The 18,493-nt window shown below is 74.1% G+C and carries 20 protein-coding genes (1 of these 20 cut by a window edge); 7 read left to right on the forward strand and 13 right to left on the reverse strand.

Translation table 11 applies throughout. The features are described from left to right. Nucleotides 1–126 precede the first annotated feature (126 nt). Entirely contained in the window at nt 127–756 is a 630-nt protein-coding gene (locus ACQP26_RS12095; protein WP_433495748.1) for a DNA-3-methyladenine glycosylase, read from the reverse strand. Between the two features lie 138 nt (nt 757–894). Here ACQP26_RS12095 and ACQP26_RS12100 point away from each other — a divergent pair, with 138 nt between their 5' ends. Both ACQP26_RS12100 and ACQP26_RS12105 read left to right on the forward strand, forming a co-directional pair. Further along, nucleotides 895–1,995, forward strand: a complete 1,101-nt coding sequence (locus ACQP26_RS12100) for an LLM class flavin-dependent oxidoreductase (protein WP_433495749.1) — start codon at nt 895–897, stop codon at nt 1,993–1,995. Further along, nucleotides 1,992–2,618, forward strand: coding sequence for a CE1759 family FMN reductase (locus ACQP26_RS12105; RefSeq protein ID WP_433495750.1), 627 nt, complete (start codon nt 1,992–1,994; stop codon nt 2,616–2,618). The genes ACQP26_RS12100 and ACQP26_RS12105 overlap by 4 nt, the downstream gene beginning before the upstream one ends. 182 nt (nt 2,619–2,800) lie before the next feature. Here ACQP26_RS12105 and ACQP26_RS12110 read toward each other — a convergent pair whose 3' ends face one another. Beyond that, the gene (locus ACQP26_RS12110; RefSeq protein WP_433495751.1) at nt 2,801–3,685 is read right to left on the reverse strand and encodes a universal stress protein; all 885 of its coding nucleotides are present in this window, start codon (nt 3,683–3,685) and stop codon (nt 2,801–2,803) included. A gap of 70 nt (nt 3,686–3,755) precedes the next feature. Next, the gene (locus tag ACQP26_RS12115; RefSeq protein WP_433495752.1) at nt 3,756–4,664 is read right to left on the reverse strand and encodes a universal stress protein; all 909 of its coding nucleotides are present in this window, start codon (nt 4,662–4,664) and stop codon (nt 3,756–3,758) included. Nucleotides 4,665–4,823: 159 nt separating this feature from the next. On the opposite strand from ACQP26_RS12115, the gene ACQP26_RS12120 reads away from it, so the two are divergent. Beyond that, nucleotides 4,824–5,294, forward strand: coding sequence for a cyclic nucleotide-binding domain-containing protein (locus tag ACQP26_RS12120; protein ID WP_030502451.1), 471 nt, complete (start codon nt 4,824–4,826; stop codon nt 5,292–5,294). Here the strand turns inward: ACQP26_RS12120 and ACQP26_RS12125 are convergent. The 6 genes from ACQP26_RS12125 to ppdK all read right to left on the reverse strand — a co-directional run bounded on the left by ACQP26_RS12125 (nt 5,291) and on the right by ppdK (nt 12,970). Then, complete coding sequence (locus ACQP26_RS12125) at nt 5,291–5,560, reverse strand: hypothetical protein (RefSeq protein ID WP_269700422.1); 270 nt, start codon at nt 5,558–5,560, stop codon at nt 5,291–5,293. The genes ACQP26_RS12120 and ACQP26_RS12125 overlap by 4 nt on opposite strands. Nucleotides 5,561–5,592: 32 nt before the next feature. After that, complete coding sequence (gene pflA / locus ACQP26_RS12130) at nt 5,593–6,375, reverse strand: pyruvate formate-lyase-activating protein (RefSeq protein WP_433495753.1); 783 nt, start codon at nt 6,373–6,375, stop codon at nt 5,593–5,595. Further along, the gene (gene pflB / locus ACQP26_RS12135) at nt 6,372–8,615 is read right to left on the reverse strand and encodes a formate C-acetyltransferase (RefSeq protein WP_433495754.1); all 2,244 of its coding nucleotides are present in this window, start codon (nt 8,613–8,615) and stop codon (nt 6,372–6,374) included. Before pflB ends, pflA begins: the two co-directional genes overlap by 4 nt. Nucleotides 8,616–8,681: 66 nt before the next feature. Next, a complete protein-coding gene (locus ACQP26_RS12140; protein ID WP_433495755.1) occupies nt 8,682–9,692 on the reverse strand; it encodes a zinc-dependent alcohol dehydrogenase in 1,011 nt (336 codons plus the stop codon). Between the two features lie 161 nt (nt 9,693–9,853). Further along, the gene (locus ACQP26_RS12145) at nt 9,854–10,297 is read right to left on the reverse strand and encodes a hypothetical protein (protein ID WP_433495756.1); all 444 of its coding nucleotides are present in this window, start codon (nt 10,295–10,297) and stop codon (nt 9,854–9,856) included. Nucleotides 10,298–10,309: 12 nt separating this feature from the next. Beyond that, nucleotides 10,310–12,970, reverse strand: coding sequence for a pyruvate, phosphate dikinase (gene ppdK / locus ACQP26_RS12150; protein WP_433495757.1), 2,661 nt, complete (start codon nt 12,968–12,970; stop codon nt 10,310–10,312). A 121-nt stretch (nt 12,971–13,091) separates the two neighbouring features. On the opposite strand from ppdK, the gene ACQP26_RS12155 reads away from it, so the two are divergent. The 3 genes from ACQP26_RS12155 (at nt 13,092) to ACQP26_RS12165 (ending at nt 15,743) form a co-directional block, all read left to right on the forward strand. Further along, the gene (locus ACQP26_RS12155; protein WP_433495758.1) at nt 13,092–13,607 is read left to right on the forward strand and encodes a GNAT family N-acetyltransferase; all 516 of its coding nucleotides are present in this window, start codon (nt 13,092–13,094) and stop codon (nt 13,605–13,607) included. 9 nt (nt 13,608–13,616) lie between these two features. Beyond that, nucleotides 13,617–14,243, forward strand: a complete 627-nt coding sequence (locus tag ACQP26_RS12160; protein ID WP_433495759.1) for a hypothetical protein — start codon at nt 13,617–13,619, stop codon at nt 14,241–14,243. A gap of 144 nt (nt 14,244–14,387) precedes the next feature. Beyond that, nucleotides 14,388–15,743 carry a hemolysin family protein gene (locus ACQP26_RS12165; protein WP_433495760.1) on the forward strand — a complete coding sequence of 452 codons (1,356 nt, stop codon included), beginning with the start codon at nt 14,388–14,390 and terminating at the stop codon, nt 15,741–15,743. A 28-nt stretch (nt 15,744–15,771) separates the two neighbouring features. Here ACQP26_RS12165 and ACQP26_RS12170 read toward each other — a convergent pair whose 3' ends face one another. The 4 genes from ACQP26_RS12170 to ACQP26_RS12185 form a co-directional block, all read right to left on the reverse strand. Further along, nucleotides 15,772–16,089, reverse strand: a complete 318-nt coding sequence (locus ACQP26_RS12170) for a PRC-barrel domain containing protein (RefSeq protein ID WP_269700408.1) — start codon at nt 16,087–16,089, stop codon at nt 15,772–15,774. Then, nucleotides 16,076–16,456: a hypothetical protein gene (locus ACQP26_RS12175; protein ID WP_269700406.1), complete on the reverse strand. Its 381-nt coding sequence runs from the start codon at nt 16,454–16,456 to the stop codon at nt 16,076–16,078. Before ACQP26_RS12175 ends, ACQP26_RS12170 begins: the two co-directional genes overlap by 14 nt. Then, the gene (locus tag ACQP26_RS12180) at nt 16,453–17,679 is read right to left on the reverse strand and encodes an NRAMP family divalent metal transporter (protein WP_433495761.1); all 1,227 of its coding nucleotides are present in this window, start codon (nt 17,677–17,679) and stop codon (nt 16,453–16,455) included. The genes ACQP26_RS12175 and ACQP26_RS12180 overlap by 4 nt, the downstream gene beginning before the upstream one ends. 71 nt (nt 17,680–17,750) lie before the next feature. Then, nucleotides 17,751–18,140 (reverse strand): PaaI family thioesterase, encoded by a 390-nt coding sequence (locus ACQP26_RS12185; RefSeq protein ID WP_433495762.1) that lies wholly within the window; start codon nt 18,138–18,140, stop codon nt 17,751–17,753. Between the two features lie 101 nt (nt 18,141–18,241). Here ACQP26_RS12185 and tyrS point away from each other — a divergent pair, with 101 nt between their 5' ends. Further along, nucleotides 18,242–18,493 carry the beginning of a tyrosine--tRNA ligase gene (gene tyrS / locus ACQP26_RS12190; RefSeq protein WP_262015738.1) on the forward strand. It continues 1,032 nt past the right edge of the window, so the window shows 252 of its 1,284 coding nt (coding positions 1–252); it begins with the start codon at nt 18,242–18,244; the stop codon falls past the right edge of the window.

Here is an 18,493-nt window from a genome sequence, read left to right on the forward strand (position 1 = left end):
TGTTGTCAACACCCTGTTGAAAGCCATTCGTGCGCAACGTCGCGCCCTCAGGGTGTGGTGAGAAGGCGGCGCGTCATGCACCACAGACGCGCTGCGGGGTGTTCCGGGTTGCCCGGAACGGCCGGTTCAGGCCGGTGAGTTGCGCGCCGAGGCGGGCCGGCGACGCGGGGTGTGCCGCCGGTAGACGCTCACGCTCGGCTCGTCCGCCAGCCAGAACCGCCACGGCAGGTCGTGCGCGGCGGCGACCCCGACGCGGGGCCCGGCGACGATCCGCGCCGGGTCGACCGGGCTCGCCGGTGGCGTCAGCAGCAGCGGGCCGCTGCCGTCGATCGCCGAGGTGCCGTTCGCGTCCCGCCCGAGTCCGAGCGCGGTGACCAGCCGAGCCGGACCCCGGGCCAGTTCCCGGTCGGCGGCGCGCGGCCGGCGCTCCCGGGCGATCTCGACGCCGTCGACCACCTCGCCGGCGCGCAGCAGCACGGCCGCCGCCTCGCCGTCGCGGCCGCAGACGATGTTCGCGCACCAGTGCATGCCGAACACGAAGTACACGTAGACGTGCCCGGCGGGCCCGAACATGACCCTGTTGCGCGGCGTCGGTCCGCGGTGGGCGTGCGACGCCGGGTCCTCGCCGGTGCCCGCGTACGCCTCGACCTCGGTGAGCCGGACGGTGACGCCGCCGGCCGACACGGTCCACCCGAGCAGGGTCCGGGCGGTGTCGGCGATCTGCGCGGCCGGTGCATCGAGCCAGGGGTACGTCATCGCGGCAAGGGTAGTCGGTGGGTGGCACGTGATCCGGGCCACGCCGGGGCGGGCGACGGCCGGAATAGTTGACTCGTCAAATATGTTGTGAGGAGCGATCCCGGGCGACCGGTCCGGACCCCACGCGAGGAGCTGGTCATGCAGTTCGGAGTCTTCACCGTCGGTGACGTCACCGCCGACCCCACGACCGGGCGGCTGCCGTCCGAGCGTGAGCGGATCAAGGCCATGACCGCCATCGCGCTCAAGGCCGAGGAGGTCGGCCTGGACGTCTTCGCCACCGGCGAGCACCACAACCCGCCGTTCGTGCCGTCGTCGCCGACCACCATGCTCGGCTGGATCGCCGCGCGCACCGAACGGCTGCTGCTGTCGACAGCGACCACGCTGATCACCACGAACGACCCGGTGAAGATCGCCGAGGACTACGCCATGCTCCAGCACCTGGCCGACGGCCGGGTGGACCTGATGATGGGGCGCGGCAACACCGGCCCGGTGTACCCGTGGTTCGGGCAGGACATCCGCAACGGCATCCCCCTCGCGATCGAGAACTACGACCTGCTGCGCCGCCTGTGGCGCGAGGACGTGGTCGACTGGAAGGGCCGGTTCCGGACGCCCCTGCAGTCGTTCACCTCGACCCCGCGCCCGCTCGACGGCGTACCGCCGTTCGTCTGGCACGGCTCGATCCGCAGCCCGGAGATCGCCGAGCAGGCCGCGTACTACGGCGACGGCTTCTTCGCCAACCACATCTTCTGGCCCAAGGAGCACACCCAGCGGATGGTGGGCCTCTACCGGGAGCGGTTCGCGCACTACGGCCACGGCTCGCCGGACCAGGCCATCGTCGGCCTCGGCGGGCAGGTCTTCATGCGCCGCAACTCTCAGGACGCGGTACGCGAGTTCCGCCCCTACTTCGACAACGCCCCGGTCTACGGGCACGGCCCGTCGCTGGAGGAGTTCACCCGGGAGACGCCGCTGACGGTGGGCAGCCCGCAGCAGGTCATCGACCGTACGCTGGGCTTCCGCGATTACGTCGGCGACTACCAGCGGCAGCTCTTCCTGATCGACCACGCCGGCCTGCCGCTGAAGACGGTGCTGGAGCAGCTCGACCTGCTGGGCGAGGAGGTGGTGCCGGTGCTGCGCAAGGAGTTCGACTCGCTGCGTCCGGCGCACGTGCCCGAGGCGCCCACCCACGCCGGCCTCCTGGCCGCCCGCGACGCCGCCCCGGCCGCCGGGGAGCAGCGATGACCAGCCGTACCCTGGCGGTGGTCTCGGCCGGTCTCGCCCAGCCGTCGTCCACCCGCCTGCTCGCCGACCAGCTCGCCGCGGCCGCCCGCGACGAGCTGGCCGACCGCGGTGCCACCGTGGAGCTGCGTGTGGTGGAGCTGCGCGAGCATGCCCACGACGTGGTGAACCACCTGCTCACCGGCTTCGCGCCGGCCGCGCTGCGGCGCACGCTCGACGAGGTGGCCGCCGCCGACGGGCTGATCGCGGTGACGCCGATCTTCAACGCGTCCTACAACGGGCTGTTCAAGTCGTTCTTCGACGTGGTCGACCGGGACACCCTCGCGGGCAAGCCGGTGCTGATCGGGGCGACCGGCGGCACCGCCCGGCACTCGCTGGCGCTGGAGCACGCGGTCCGGCCGATGTTCACGTACCTGCGGGCGGCGACGCTGCCCACGGCGGTGTTCGCCGCGCCCGAGGACTGGGCCGGCGACGACGGCGACAGCGCGTTGCGGTCCCGGATCCGCCGGGCCGGAGCCGAACTGGCCGAGCAGGTGGACCGCCGCCCGCCCGCGACCGGCCCGGCCGACCCGTTCGCGCTCACCACCGACTTCGCCGACCTGCTCGCCGGCCGCGACCCGTCCTGACGCCCGGGCGGGTCGGCGCGGAGCCGACCGCTACCGGGCGTGGCCGTCGACGACGAACCATGCCGGAAACCGGATATGACTGAGAGGCATAAATGTGCCTCTCAGTCATATCGCTCAGAAGGCATCCCTTGGACCGGGCCGGCCTGCCCAGCGAGCGGAGCGGGGCCGCCTCGCGCGGCGCGTCAGTCGTCGGCCGGCTCGGGCCGGTGGGCGACGAGCACCGGGCAGTGGGCATGCTGCACCAGCGCCTGGCTGACCGAGCCGAGCAGCAGGCCGACGAAGCCGCCCCGGCCCCGGGAGCCGACCACCACGAGCGACGCCTCGCCGCTGGCCTCCACGAGCGCGGTCTCCGGCGAGGCGGCGGTCACGGCCCGCTCCGTCACGCGCAGGCCCGGGTGCGCGGCCCGGACCCGGTCCGCGGCCTCCACCAGCAGCCCCGCCGCCTCGGCCCGCTCGGCGGTGGACGCCTCCGCCGCGACCTCCGGCGCCACCGCGCCGCGCTCCGGCGACCGGACGTGCAGCAGCACCAGCTCCGCGTCGCGACGCTCGGCCTCGTCCGCGGCCAGCTCGATCGCGTACGCAGCCGGGTCGGAGCCGTCCACCCCGACCAGCACCGGTCCGTCCACCGGAATCGGCTGCTCCTCCGGTCGGACGATCAGCACCGGGCAGTGCCCGTGCTGCGCGAGCTGCCCGCCGACCGAGCCGAGCAGCAGGCCGGCGAAGCCGCCCACGCCCCGGCTGCCCACCACCACCAGCTCCGCGCGGCGGGACTCCTCGACCATCGTCGCGCCCGGACCGCCGGCCACCTGGCGCACCTGCACCCGCAGGCCCGGGTGCCGCTCGACCAGGTCGGCGGCGACCGACTCCAGCATCTTCTCCGACTCCGCGGTGGGCGCCGGCAACCCCAGGTCGTACGGGTTGAGCGGCACGCCGTAGCCGAGCGGGTGCAGGTAGCCGTGCACCAGCAGCAGCGGCCGGGAACGGGCGACGGCGGTCGCTGCGGCCAGGTCGGCGGCGGCCAGGCTGGACGGCGATCCGTCCACTCCCGCCACGACGGGTCGGTTCATCTGGTGCTTTCCCTCCGGTCGGCTCAGGCCATTGTGGCGGTGCAGGCCCCGTCCGGGCCGGGGAACCGGCTCAGTGGGCGCGGTTCCCCCGGTGCCGGACGACGGCCAGCGGGCTGTGGCAGTGATGCAGCACGGCGTGGCTGACCGAGCCGAGCAGCAGCGCACCGAGGCTACCGCGCCCGTGTGCGCCGACCACCGTCAGCTGCGCGCCGACGGACTCCTCGACCAGCACCCGGGCCGGGGCGGCGGCGGCGACCAGCTTCGGCCGTACCGTGACCTCCGGGTAGCGCTCGGCCCAGCCGGCAACGGCTTCGGCCAGCACCCGCTGCTCGTCGGCGCGCAGTTCCCGCGGGTCGTACGCCAGCGGCAGGACGTCGCCGAACGCCTCGCGGTAGCTCACCGGCTGCGGGTAGAGCCAGCTGTGCACCACCACCAGTTCGGCGCCGCGCGCCGCGGCCTCGGCGAACGCGAAACCGACCGCCTCGTCGGACAGCGCGGAGCCGTCCACGCCGACCACGACCGGGCCGTCGGCGCGGGCCTCACCCCGGGCGACGAGCACCGGGCAGTCCGCGCGGGCGGACAGCTGCACCGCGGCCGAGCCGACGAGGAGTTCGGCGAAGCCGCCCAGTCCCCGGTGACCCAGCACGAGCAGCGCGGCGTCGCGGCTCTCCCGCAGCAGCACCGCCACCGGCCCGCCGTCGACCACCGCGCCGGTCACCGCCAGGTCGGCGTCGACCTTGCGGGCCTCGTCCACCGCCTCCTCGACCAGCTTCTCGGCCTCCTGCCGCAGTTCGATGTCGGGCAGCACCGGGGCGACCATGCCCAGCGGCGTGCCGACCAGCGGCCAGAGGAACGCGTTCACCACCCGCAGCGGCCGGTGCCGCAGCACCGCCTCGCGTGCGGCCAGCCGTACCGCGTCCAGCGCGGACGGGGAGCCGTCCACGCCCACCACGACGGGGGCACCGGTCCTGTCGGTCATCACGTCCTCCTTCGGCTCCCTCTCAGCCTGCGCCGACGGCTCCCACCTGGGCAGAGTCGATCCGCCCGGCACAGCCGGGACCAACGGCCCCTACCGGCCGGGGCGGTGGCGGGGTGGAATGGGAACCAGTGCTCCCCTCCTGTCGATCCTGGAGGCGCGATGACCCCGCTGGAGATGCTCCGCGTCCACCCCTTCCTGGCCGGGCTACCCGACGAGTGGCTGCCCCGGCTCACCGGTTACGCCCGTCCGGTGGTCTGGCATCCCGGGCACCGGCTGTTCCGCGCCGGCCAGCCGGCCGACCGGTTCTGGCTGGTCCGCGGCGGCCAGGTGGCGCTGGACTTCCCGGTGCCGGGCCGCGGCGACGTGGGCATCGAGACGATCGGGCCGGGCGGGGTGCTCGGCTGGTCCTGGCTGTTCCCGCCGTACCGCTGGCAGTTCGGCGCGGTCGCCACCCAGCGCAGCACCGCCGTCGAACTCGACGCCGACGGGGTACGCCGGCTGATGGAGTCCGACGACACGCTGGGCCGCCAGCTCACCAGCCGGTTCATGAGCGTGGTGGTGGACCGGCTCCAGGCGTCCCGGGTCCGGCTGCTCGACCTGTACGGCTATCCGACCGCCGCGGCGAGCTAGCGGTCGCGGACGACCAGCTCGTCCACCTCGAGGCGGCCGATGCGCAGCTCGCGGATCACCGCGCGGCGCACGGCCAGGCGGCCGACCACGAGTGACCCGACCGCCACGGCGCCGAGCGCGAACGCGCCGAAGGCCAGTGCGCCGATCGCCGTCGCGCCCAGCGCCCGCGCGCCCGTCGCACCCGCGCCGGTGGCCTGCGCGCCGACGGCCCGCGCTCCGGTGACGGCCAGCGGGCGGACACGGGCGATCGGGCGCAGACGAGACATGCCCCGATCCTAGTGGCGCGGCGGGGAACCGGTCAGGTGACGGTGAGACCGCGGGCGGCGAACTGCCCGCGTACCCGGGCCAGCAGGCCGGCGTCCGGCGGCTCGGTGTCGGCCAGCGGGAAGGTCAGCCCCAGCTCGGCGTACTTGTGCGCGCCGAGACGGTGGAACGGCAGCACCTCGACGCGCTGCACGGTGGCCAGCCCGGCGGCCACGTCGGCCACCCGCTGCACCTCGTCGACCGCGTCGGTCAGGCCGGGCACGAGCACGTACCGGATCCAGATCGGCGTACCCCGGTCGGCCAGCCGTTGCGCGAACCGCAACGTCGGCGCGAGCCGGCCGGTGCCGGTGACCCGGCGGTACGTCTGCGGGTTGCCCGCCTTGACGTCGAGCAGCACCAGGTCGGTGGCGTCCAGCAGCGCGTCGTCGGCGCGGACGCCGAGGAAGCCGGAGGTGTCCAGCGCGGTGTGCAGGCCGAGGTCGTGGCAGCGGCGCAGCAGTTCGCCGGTGAACGCCGGTTGCAGCAGCGGCTCCCCGCCGCTCACGGTGACGCCGCCGCCGGCGACCTGGATGAACCGGCGGTACCGGCCGGCGAGCGCGACCATCTCGTCCACCGTGCGGCGCCGGCCGCTGCGGCCGTACCAGGTGTCGGGGCTGTGGCAGTAGCGGCAGCGCAGCGGGCAGCCCGCCAGGAACACGACGAACCGGGTGCCCGGCCCGTCCACCCCGACCGACGTGTCCCACGAGTGCACCGCGCCGGTGACGGCACCCGGCGCCGCCGGAGTCACCTCCGGCGGCGCGGGCGGGCGGCCGGTCACAGCGACCCGTGGAAGGTCCGCGACACCACGTCGCGCTGCTGCTCCGGGGTGAGCCGGACGAAGTTCACCGCGTACCCGGAGACCCGGACGGTGAGCTGCGGGTACCGCTCCGGGTGCGCCATCGCGTCCAGCAGCGTGGCCCGGTCCAGCACGTTGACGTTGAGGTGGAACCCGCCGGCGTCGGCGTAGCCGTCGAGCACCCCGGCCAGGTTCGCGATCCGCTCGTCGCGGGTGTGGCCCAGGCCGTCCGGCGTGACGGTGCCGGTCAGCGAGATGCCGTCGCGGGCCGCGTCGTACGGCAGCTTCGCCACCGACAGCGCCGAGGCGACCAGGCCGTGCGTGTCCCGCCCGTTCATCGGGTTCGCCCCGGGCGCGAACGGCTCACCGGCGCGCCGGCCGTCCGGCGTGTTGCCGGTGTGCGTGCCGTAGACCACGTTCGAGGTGATGGTGAGCACCGACATGGTCAGCTCCGCGTCGCGGTAGGTGCGCTGGCGGCGCAGCTTCTCCGCGAACGTCTCGACCAGCCACACCGCGATCTCGTCGGCCCGGTCGTCGTCGTTGCCGTACGTCGGGAACTCGCCCTCGACCGCGTAGTCGACGGCCAGGCCGGTGTCGTCGCGCAGCACCTTCACCCGGCCGTACCGGATGGCCGACAGGCTGTCCACGGCGACCGACAGGCCGGCGATGCCGGTGGCCATGAACCGGCGCACCGGGTGGTCGTGCAGCGCCATCTCCAGCCGCTCGTAGGCGTACCTGTCGTGCTGGTGGTGGATCACGTTCAGCGCGTCCACGTACGTCTGCGCGAGCCAGTCCAGCGTCCGGTCGTACGCGGCCAGCACCTCGTCGTAGTCGAGCGTCTCGCCCCCGACCGGCGCGGCCGGCGGGGCGACCTGCGTGCCGGTCAGCTCGTCCCGGCCGCCGTTGATCGCGTACAGCAGCGCCTTCGCCAGGTTCGCCCGGGCGCCGAAGAACTGCATGTCCCGGCCGACCCGCATGGCCGACACGCAGCAGGCGATCGCGGTGTCGTCGTCGTACGCCGGGCGGATCAGCTCGTCGTTCTCGTACTGGATGGCGCTGGTGTCCAGCGACACCTGGGCGCAGAACCGCTTGAACCCCTCCGGCAGCCGCGGCGACCACAGCACCGTCAGGTTCGGCTCGGGCGCCGGGCCGAGGTTGTAGAGCGTCTGGAGGTAGCGGAACGCGGTGCGGGTGACCAGCGGCCGTCCGTCCGCGCCCATCCCGCCGAGCGACTCGGTGACCCAGGTCGGGTCGCCGGAGAACAGCTGGTCGTACTCGGGGGTGCGCAGGAAGCGGATGATCCGCAGCTTGATCACGAAGTCGTCGATCAGCTCCTGGGCGCCGCTCTCGTCCAGGCGTCCCTCGGCGATGTCCCGCCGCAGGTACGCGTCGACGAACCCGGCGGTGCGGCCCAGCGACATCGCGGCGCCGTTCTGCTCCTTCGTGGCGGCCAGGTAGGCGAAGTAGAGCCACTGGATCGCCTGCGCGCCGGTGGCGGCCGGGCGGGAGATGTCGAAGCCGTACGAGGCGGCCATCTCCTTCAGCTCGCCGAGCGCGCGGATCTGCTCGGCCAGTTCCTCCCGGTCGCGGATCACGTCGTCGGTGCTGCGCCGCTCGTCCAGCGCCGCCTTGAGCGCGCGGCGCTCCTCGACCAGCCGGTCCACGCCGTACAGCGCCACCCGGCGGTAGTCGCCGATGATCCGCCCGCGCCCGTACGCGTCGGGCAGCCCGGTGATGACGTGCGACCGCCGCGCCGCCAGCACGTTCGCCGGGTACGCGTCGAACACCGCGTCGTTGTGCGTGCGGCGGTACCGGGTGAAGATCTCGTGCACGCGCGGGTCCGGTTCACGGCCGTACGCCCGCAGCGCCGTCTCCACCATCCGCAGCCCGCCGGCCGGCATGATCGCCCGCCGCAGCGGCGCGTCGGTCTGCAACCCGACGATCAGTTCCCGCTCCCGGTCGATGTACCCGGGTGCGTGCGAGGTGATCGACGACGGGGTGGCCGCGTCGACGTCGTACACGCCGCGCCGACGCTCCTCGCCGAACATCTCCCGCAGCCGGTCCCACACCGCGAGCGTGCGCGGCGTCGGCCCGGCGAGGAACGACGCGTCCCCGGTGTACGGCTCGTGGTTGTGGCGGACGAAGTCGGCCACGTCGACTGTCTCCTGCCACGCTCCGGCGTGGAATCCGCGCCAGGGGGCCAGGGGTTCGGTGGCGGTCATGTCGGTCCCTCTCCGGGCGTCGGCGGTGGCCCGGTCCCCGCGGGGTGCGGGGACCGGGGGCGGGGGTCAGGGCTGGAGCACGAGCCGGGCGGCGACCCGGCCGGCGAGGACGTCGTCCACCGCGTCGTTGATGTCGTCCAGCTTGCGGGTCTCGTAGACGACCCGGGTACGGCCGGCGGCGTGCAGCGCGAAGACCTCGGCCAGGTCGGCGCGGGTGCCGACGATCGAGCCGAGCACCGTGATGCCCTTGAGCACCGTCTCGAAGACGGGCAGGGTGATCGCGTTGTCGGCGGGCAGCGACACCAGCACCAGCCGGCCGCCGCGGCGCAGCGAGAGGTGGGCCTGCTCGATCACCCGGGGGCTCGCGGCCAGCACGATCGCCACGTCCACGCCGCCCAGCGCGGTGATCCGCTCGACCGGGTCGGTGGTGGCGGCGTCGACGGTGTGCGCCGCGCCCAGCGAGGTGGCCAGGTCCAGCTTCTCGGCGGTCACGTCCACCGCCACAGTCTCGGCGCCGAAGATCTGCGCGTACTGCTGCGCGAGGTGGCCCAGGCCGCCGATGCCGAAGATCGCGACCCGCTCGCCCGGCCGTACCCCGGCGACCTTGACGGCCTTGTACGTGGTGACGCCCGCGCAGGTCAGCGGCGCGGCTTCGAGGGGGTCCACGCCGTCGGGCACGCGGACCGCGTAGCGGGCCGACGCCACCGCGTACTCGGCGTGCGCGCCGTCGATGCTGTAGCCGGTGTTGCGCTGCGACTCGCACAGCGTCTCCCAGCCGGTCACGCAGTACGAGCAGGTGCCGCAGGCCCAGCCGAGCCAGGGCAGCGCGACCCGGTCGCCGACGGCGTGCTCGGTGACGCCGGGACCGACCTGCTCGACCAGGCCGACGCCCTCGTGACCGGGTACGAACGGCGGGGTGGGCTTCACCGGCCACTCGCCGCGGGCGGCGTGTATGTCGGTGTGGCAGAGTCCGCTGGCTTCGACGCGGACCAGGATCTCGCCCGGGCCGGCCTCCGGCACGGGACGCTCGGTGATCTCCATCGGACGGTCGAACGCGGTGACGACACTGGCGCGCATCGGGGGCCTCCCTCGCTCTCGTTCTCACCCTCAGCGTCGTCGGTCCGGGCGCTGCCGGGCAGGGGCGCAGGACCGCGGTGACCCGGGACCAACGGCCCCTTCCCGGCCGGGAACGGCGGTACGGCCGCCGGTGACGTACCGGTGGCCGTACCCCTGGGTGGTCAGCGCTCGGCGACCAGGCGGCGGGCCCGCAGCACGCGCGCCCACCAGGGCCTGTGGTCCGGGCGCAGCCGCGGCGCCGGCACGCCGCGCAGGCTGACCCACCCGCCGGGCCCCATCGTGACGGTGCCGACGGACGGCGGGCGGCGCCGGGACCACACCGCCACGGCGGCGGTGAGCGCGGCCACCGCGAACGCCCCGGTGGCGGCGGCGACGAGCTGGTCCGGTTCGACCACGCGTCGGTAGCGGACCCGGCCGCCGGCCGCGACGAACACGCCGACCGGGCGGCCGTCGCGGTTCACCGGCACCAGCGCGGCGTCCCCGGGCAGCTCCAGCACCGGGCCGACGGCTCCGGCCGGGGCGGGGGCGGGTGTCGCGGCCTGCGGCGGCGCGGGCCGGGGGACCGGCGCGACCGCCGGTCCGGTCGGGTTGAAGATGGCGGTCATGACGCTGCCCTCCTAGCGGGAGTCGGACTTCTCGGTACGGGCCTCGACCGCGGCCCGGCCGGCGGCCAGCCGCGCCACCGGCACCCGGTACGGCGAGCAGGAGACGTAGTCGAGCCCGGCGTCGGCGAAGAACCCGATCGAGTCCGGGTCGCCGCCGTGCTCACCGCAGACGCCGACGGTCAGGTCCGGCCGGGCCGCCCGCCCCTCGGCGAGAGCGAGGCGGACCAGCCGGCCCACGCCGGTGGCGTCGATGCTCTCGAACGGCGACACCGGGAAGATCCCCCGTTCCAGGTACGTGGAGAAGAACGCCCCCTCCACGTCGTCGCGGGAGAACGCCCAGGTCATCTGCGTCAGGTCGTTGGTGCCGAAGGAGAAGAAGTGCGCCTCGGCGGCGATCTCCCCGGCGGTCAGCGCCGCCCGGGGCGTCTCGATCATGGTGCCGATCGGGATGTCCGGTGCGCCCGGCACCTCGGCCAGCACCCGCCGTGCCTCGTCCGCCACGGCGGCGAGTTCCCGCACGTCCCCGACGAGCGGCACCATGATCTCCGGGCGCGGGTCAGCGCCGGCCCGGACCCGCTGCGCGGCCGCCTCGGCCAGCGCCCGCACCTGCATGGCGAACAGGCCCGGCACCACCAGGCCGAGCCGGACGCCCCGCAGCCCCAGCATCGGGTTGGTCTCGTGCATCCGGCGCACCGCCGCCAGCAGCACACCGTCGTGGCCCGGTTCCTCGCCGCGCGCCTGCGCGCCCGCCACCCGGGCGGTCAGCTCGGCCAGCGGAGGCAGGAACTCGTGCAGCGGCGGGTCGAGCAGCCGGACGGTGACCGGCAGCCCGTCCATCGCGGTGAGCAGCCCGAGGAAGTCGGCCCGCTGCAACGGCAGCAGCTCGTCCAGCGCCGCGCCCACCTCGGCCGGGCCGTCGGCCAGGATCAGCCGCTCGACCAGTTCCCGGCGCTCACCGAGGAACATGTGCTCGGTGCGGCACAGCCCGATCCCGGCGGCGCCGAGTTCGCGGGCCCGGCGGGCGTCGTCGGGGGTGTCCGCGTTGGCGCGGACGCCGAGCGTGCGCACCGCGTCGGCGTGCCCGAGCAGCCGGTGCACGGCGGCGATCAGCGGGTCCGCCTCCGGCCGCAGCTCACCGGTCAGGTAGCGGGCCACCGGCGACGGCTGCACCGGCACCTCGCCGAGCCAGATCCGCCCGCTGGTGCCGTCGATCGAGATCAGGTCGCCGGCGCGCACCACCTGCTCGCCGACGGTGAACTCGCCGCGCTCCACGTCGATGCCCAGCGCCTCGGCCCCGCACACGCAGGTCCGGCCCATGCCCCGGGCCACCACCGCGGCGTGCGAGGTCTTCCCGCCGCGCGAGGTGAGCACCCCGGTCGCAGCGATCATGCCGGGCAGGTCGTCCGGGTTGGTCTCCGGGCGGACCAGGATCACCGGTCCGGTGGACGCCGCCGCGGCGGCCGAGTCGAACACCACCTGCCCGACCGCGGCGCCGGGGGAGGCGCCGACGCCGACGGCGAGCGGCTCGGGCGCGCCGGCGGTGTCGAAGGCCGGGAACATGAGCTGGGCGAGCTGCGCCCCGGTGACCCGGGTCAGCGCCTCGTCGGCGGTGATCAGCCCTTCCTCGGCCAGCTGCGCGGCGATCACGAACGCCGCCGCCGCGGTGCGCTTGCCGACCCGCGTCTGGAGCATCCACAGCCGGCCGCGTTCGATGGTGAACTCGACGTCGCACAGGTCGCGGTAGTGCCGCTCCAGCGTCGCCATGATCTCCCGCAGCCGGTGGAAGCTGACCGGGTCAAGCCGGGCCAGCTCGGTCAGCGGCACCGTGTTGCGGATGCCCGCCACCACGTCCTCGCCCTGCGCGTCGGTCAGGTAGTCGCCGTACAAGCCGGGGGCGCCGGTGGCCGGGTCACGGGTGAACGCCACCCCGGTGCCGGAGTCCGGGCCGAGGTTGCCGAACACCATCGCCATCACGTTGACGGCGGTGCCCAGGTCGTCCGGGATGCGTTCCTGCCGCCGGTAGATCCGGGCCCGCTCCGAGTGCCAGGACTCGAACACCGCGCGGACGGCCAGGAACAGCTGCTCGTGCGGGGCCTGCGGGAAGTCGTGCCCGACGTGCCGGGCGAAGATCTTCTTGTACGTCTCGACCAGGTCGCGCAACTGCCCCGCGCCCGGCCCGTCCGGCCCGGCGGTGGCCCGCAGCGCGGCCAGTTCGTGCTCGAACTCCTCGGCCGGGATGCCGTGGACGGTCCGGCCGAACATCTGGATCAGCCGCCGGTACGAGTCCCAGGCGAACCGCTCGTCGCCGGCGCGGGCGGCCAGCCCGGCCACCGTGGTGTCGTTGAGCCCGATGTCGAGGATCGTCTCCATCATCCCCGGCATCGAGTACCGCCCGCCGGAGCGCACCGCCAGCAGCAGCGGGTCACGCGGGTCGCCCAGCCACCGGTCCAGCCGCGCCTCCACCTCCCGCAGGTGCGCGTTGATCTCCTCGTACAGGCCGGCCGGCGGCGCGCCGGTGGCCAGGTACGCCCGGCACGCGTCGGTGGTGACGGTGAACCCGGGCGGCACCGGCAACCCGAGCCGGGTCATCTCGGCGAGGTTGGCGCCCTTGCCGCCGAGCAGGTCGGCCCGGCTGCGGTCACCCTCGATGAAGTCGTAGACGTACTTCGACATGGTCCGGCCTCCTCGACTGCGTCGTTCCACCTCCTTGGTAGCCGGGCCGGGCGGCGGCGCGGCAGGGCCGGACGGGACACACACCGGGCCGGAGGTCCCGAGGGTGTCGGTGGGGCCACGTATGGTTCCGGCCGTGACAAACGAGGTGCTGCTCCGCCCGGTGCGCGACGACGACCTGCCCGCCTTCTTCGCCCACGAGCAGGACCCGCAGGCGAACTGGATGGCCGCGTTCGGCCCGAAGGACCCGTCCGACCGGGCCGCGTTCGAAGCGCACTGGGCGCGCATCCGCGCCGACGCGCGCATCGTCAACCGCGCGGTCACCGTCGACGGCCAGGTGATCGGCCGGGTGGCCGCGTTCCCGGTCGGCGAGCAGACCGAGGTCAGCTACTGGATCGACGCGGCGCACTGGGGGCGCGGCCACGCCACCGCCGCGCTGCGCGCGCTGCTGCGCGAGGTGCCGCACCGGCCGCTGCACGCCCGCGCCGCGAAGGACAACGCCGCCTCGCTCGCGGTGCTGCGCAAGTGCGGCTTCGTCGTGGTCGGCGAGGATTCCGGGTACGCCCCGTCGCGCGGCACCGAGGTCGAGGAGTACGTGCTGGCGCTGCCCGCCGAGGGGTCTGACCAGGCAGACCGCTAGTCTCCCCGGGTGAACTGGCTGGAACTCGTCGGCTGGGCCGGCTCCGCGCTGCTGGTCTGGTCCCTGCTGCAGACCCGGATCCTGCGGCTGCGCGCGCTCAACCTGGTCGGCTGCCTCATCCTGATCGGCTACAACGCCGCCGTGCAGGTCTGGCCGATGGTGGGCCTGAACGTGGTGCTCACCGTGATCAACGTCTGGTACCTGCGCAAGCTGCTGGCCACCCGGCACGACGAGCAGACCTACCAGGTGGTCGAGGTGGGCACCGGCGACGCGTTCCTGGCGCACACGCTGCGGGTGCACGCCGCCGACATCGCCCGGTTCAACCCCGGCTTCCACTGGGACCCGGCCGCCCCGGACCGCTCGGCCTTCCTGGTGGTACGCGCCGACGAGGTGGTCGGCGTGATGCTCTCGCACGCCGAACCGGGCGGGGTGGCCCAGATCGACCTGGACTACGTGACCCCGCCGTTCCGCGACTTCACGCCCGGGGAGTTCGTCTACCGGCGCAGCCGGCTGTTCACCGACCGCGGTTTCCGCCGGGTGGTCAGCCCGCCCGGCATGGTCGCCCCCTACTACCACCGGCTCGGATTCCGCTCCGAGGGCGGCGCGTACGTGCTCGACCTGCCCGTACCGGCCTGAGACCCGGTCCCGGCGGGTCACGCCGGAGCCGGTCATGATTCAGCGGCGGGCCCGCGGGGCAACAGAGGGCCACGCCGACCGGATCTGCCGGCCGGCGAGTCGGCCATCGGCCGACCCGGATCGGGCCGAGGGAGATAACCGGTCGTGCAGAGCTACTGGAGCCAGCTTGCCCTGGTCGGTGTGCTGGTGATCCTCAACGCGGTGTTCGCCGGCAGCGAGATGGCGCTGGTGTCCCTGCGCGACAGCCAGGTGCAGCGGCTGGAGCGCAGCAGCCGCGGCGGACGGACCCTCGCCCGTCTCGCGAAGGACCCGAACCGGTTCCTGGCCACGATCCAGATCGGCATCACGCTCGCCGGGTTCCTCGCCTCCGCCGCCGCCGCGGTGTCGCTGGCCCGGCCGCTCGTGCCGCTGCTCAGCGCGTTCGGCAACGCCGCCGAGACCGTCGCCATCGTCGCTGTCACGCTGGTGCTCACGTTCGTCACGCTGGTCTTCGGCGAGCTGGCGCCGAAGCGGATCGCGATGCAGTCGGCCGAGCGGTGGGCGCTGCTGGTGGCCCGCCCGCTGGACCTGCTCTCCAGCATCACCCGGCCCGCCGTCTGGCTGCTGGGCGCCACCACCGACCTGGTGGTACGCCTGTTCGGCCTGGACCCGAAGGCCGAGCCGGACGAGATCGGCCCGGACGAGCTGCGCGACATCGTGGCCGGCAACCACGGCTTCACCAAGGAGCAGCGCACGATCATCGCCGGTGCGGTGGAGATCGCCGACCGGCAGTTGCGGGCGGTGCTCGTACCCCGGTTGCAGGTCTTCACGCTCGACAGCGGCACCACCGCGGAGGCCGCCCGGCTCGTCCTGGCCGCGACCGGCCACTCCCGGGCGCCGGTGGTCCGCCACGGCGGCCTGGACGAGGCGGTGGGCGTCATCCACCTGCGGGACCTGGTGGGTGTCTCCGACGACCGGCCGGTCGACGAGATCGCCCGCCCGCCGATGCTGCTGCCCGACTCGCTGCCCGTGGTCGACGCGTTGCGCCAGTTCAAGGCCGAACGCCAGCACATCGCGCTCGTGGTCGACGAGCGCGGCGCGGTCGACGGGATCGTGACGTTGGAGGACATCCTGGAGGAGATCGTCGGCGAGATCTACGACGAGACCGACCGGGACCTGCGCGCCGTGCGGACCGAGGCCGACGGCACGCTGGTGCTGCCCGGCACGTTCCCGGTGCACGACCTGACCGACCTCGGCGTGGAGCTGCCGAACCGGCCGGCCGGCGACTACACCACCGTCGCCGGGCTGGTGCTGATCTGCCTCGGGCACATCCCGACGGTGGCGGGGGAGCAGGTCACCGTGGACGGCTGGGAGCTGTCCGTGGCCGACGTCGACCAGCGGGCCATCACCGAGGTGCACGTACGCCGCCGCAGCCGCCACGACGGCTCCCCGGACGACGACACCACAGGCGACGCGGCCGACCCGGCCGACGCGCCCGAACTCGACGACGCCCGCCGCTGACCGGCGCCGGTTCTCCCGCCGCCCGGTTTCAGCGGCCTCCGGCCGGCGGACCGAACGGGAAACCGGGCACCGGCGGGAGCAGCTGCACCGCGTCGGCGGGCAGCTGACGGGTGCTCCGCCCGACCAGCCGGGCGATCACCCGCAGCAGCCACGGCCCGGACGGGTGCAGCTCGGGGCCGATCAGCCGGCTGATCACCCGGGTCCACCAGTGCCCGGCGACGATCACGTCGGTGATCAGCAGCCGGTCCGGGGGCCACCCGCCACGCACCACCACGTCCACCACCCGGCCCAGCCGCCGCCCGTGCAGGTCGTACGCGGTGCGGCCGAGCAGCTCACCCGCTCGCACGGCCGGACCCCGGGATGCGCTCGATCAGGTGCCGGCGCAGCCACGCCTCCACCGGTGACGGCGGCAGGTCCGAAGCCGGGCAGCGCAGCCGCACCGCGCTGTCCACGCGGGCCACCTGGGACAGCGGTACGCGTAACGGCGGCACCGGCGGGTCGTCGGTGAACCGGTCCGCCACCGCCACCAGCAGCCGCCCGACCCGCCCGCCGATCCGCTCCCCGAGGGCGCCCTGCCCGGTGAGCAGGCAGTCGACGTACGGGAAACCCTCGTCGTCGACGGCGAACGCGATGTCGTCGACCCGCCCGACCAGCCGCCCGTCCACGTCGACGATCTGCCGGTCGAGCAGCCGCTTGGCGAGCTGGACCCTCATCGCCCTATCCCCGTCATGATCGCCAGTGGGATCGCCGCCACCGACGCCGCGACGATGAGCAGCAGGAACACCGCGCCGAGCAGGTTCATCCACCGCCCGTTGACCCGGTCGCCGAGATACCCGCGGTCGTTGGCGACCACCAGGATCGGCAGGTACGTCAGCGGCAGCACCACAGCGCTCAGCACCAGCATGTACTCGGTCAGCCGCACCGGGTCCACCGTCGTCATCAGCATCACCACACCGAGCAGCAGCCCGACGAGCAGCACGCTGTGGAACCGGGCCGCCTCCCGGGGGCGGACCCGCTTGCCCCACTGCCACCCGAAGTACTGCGCCGCCGCGTACGCCGCCGACAGCCCGGTCTCCAGCGCCGCGCCGAACGTCACCGCGAAGAACGCGAGCACCGCGGCGGCCAGGCCGGCGCCGCCGAGCGCCGTCGCCACCGGCCGCGCCACCTCGTCGAGCGTGCTCAACGACGCCTCCGACGGGTGGTAGGCCACCGTCGCCACGGCGACCAGCGACAACGCCAGGAACCCGCCCACCGGGAAGCCGATCAGCACGTTCGAGCGGGCCCGCGCCAGGTCCGCCGCGCCCCACCGCTCCTCCACGCCGCCGGAGGAGAAGAAGAACACCTCGTACGGGCTCACAGTCGAGGCGAACAGCGCCACCGCCACGAACCAGTACAGCGGCCAGCCGTGCCCGGACGCGCTGACCTGCCACACGCCCTCCCCGAGTGCCGGCCAGTCGGTCGGCAGCGCCACCAGCGCGACCGCGAACACCAGCAGCGCCAGCCCGGCCAGGCCGAAGATCCGCTCCATCAGCTCGAAGCGCAGCCGCCACAGCACCAGCCAGACCGCCAGCGCTGCGAGCGGCACCCAGAACAGGTGGCTCAGCCGGGTCGCCAGTTGCAGCGCCAGCGCCACCCCGCCCAGCTCCGCGGCGAGCGTGACGACGGTGACCAGCCACGACGCGACCAGGTTGAGCAGCGCCACCCGCGGCCCGAGCCGCTCCCGGACCAGGTCGAACACCGCCCGTCCGCTCACCGCCGCGATCCGGCCGGCCATTTCCGCGTACGCGCAGATGCCGACCACCCCGACCAGCAGCACCCAGGTGTGGGCCATGCCGAACAGCGCGCCGGCCTGACTGGCCGCCACCAGGTCACCGATGTCGACGAAGCCGCCGACGGCCGACAGCACGCCGAGCGTGGCGGCGAACAGCTTCCTCACGTCGGGCCGGGAGCGGACGTCCTCACCGAGGCGACGATATCGCCGTCAGTGCCCGGTTTCGGGCGAATGCGTCAGGAGATGGTGAGGTTCTGCAGCCGCACCTGGCCGCGGGCCATCAGCCGGCTGTCGGCGTCGGTGATCTCCACGAGCCACAACTGCTGGCTGCGGCCCCGGTGCACCGGCGTGCCGACGGCGGTCAGCTCGCCGTCGCGCACCGCACGCAGGAAGTCGGTCTGGTTCGACACCCCGACGACGTTGCCCTTGTCGCCCAGCCAGAGCGCGCCGCCGATGCTGGCCGCCGTCTCCACCACCGAGCAGTAGACGCCGCCGTGCTGGATCCCGTACGGCTGGTGCAGCTCCGGGCGCACCTTCCACCGGATCACCACCCGGTCCCCGCTGACCTCGTCGAACGTCAGGCCCAGCAGGGCCACGAAGCCACCGGTCAGGTTCGGCATGTCCACCGCGGTTCCTCCTCGCGTTCGACGGCGCCGCCAGCCTAGTCGGCCGCACCTCGGCAAACCCGGTACGGGCCGGGCCCGGCAATGGGGGAGAATCGGTGACCGTGACCGACAGCAACCTCCCGCAGGGGCGGGACTCCCTGACCGACGACCTGCTGTGGCGGGGCCTGATCCAGGACTCGACCGGCCTCGACGAACTGCGCGAGCTGCTCGACGGCGGGAGCACCACCTTCTACGTGGGCTTCGACCCCACCGCGCCGAGCCTGCACATCGGCAACCTGATGCAGGTCGTGATGGCCCGCCGGCTCCAGCAGGCCGGGCACCGGCCGCTGCTGCTCGTCGGTGGCGCCACCGGG

Origin of the sequence: Micromonospora sp. CA-248089 (assembly GCF_050948515.1) — a bacterium.
In the GTDB taxonomy this organism is placed as follows: domain Bacteria; phylum Actinomycetota; class Actinomycetes; order Mycobacteriales; family Micromonosporaceae; genus Micromonospora.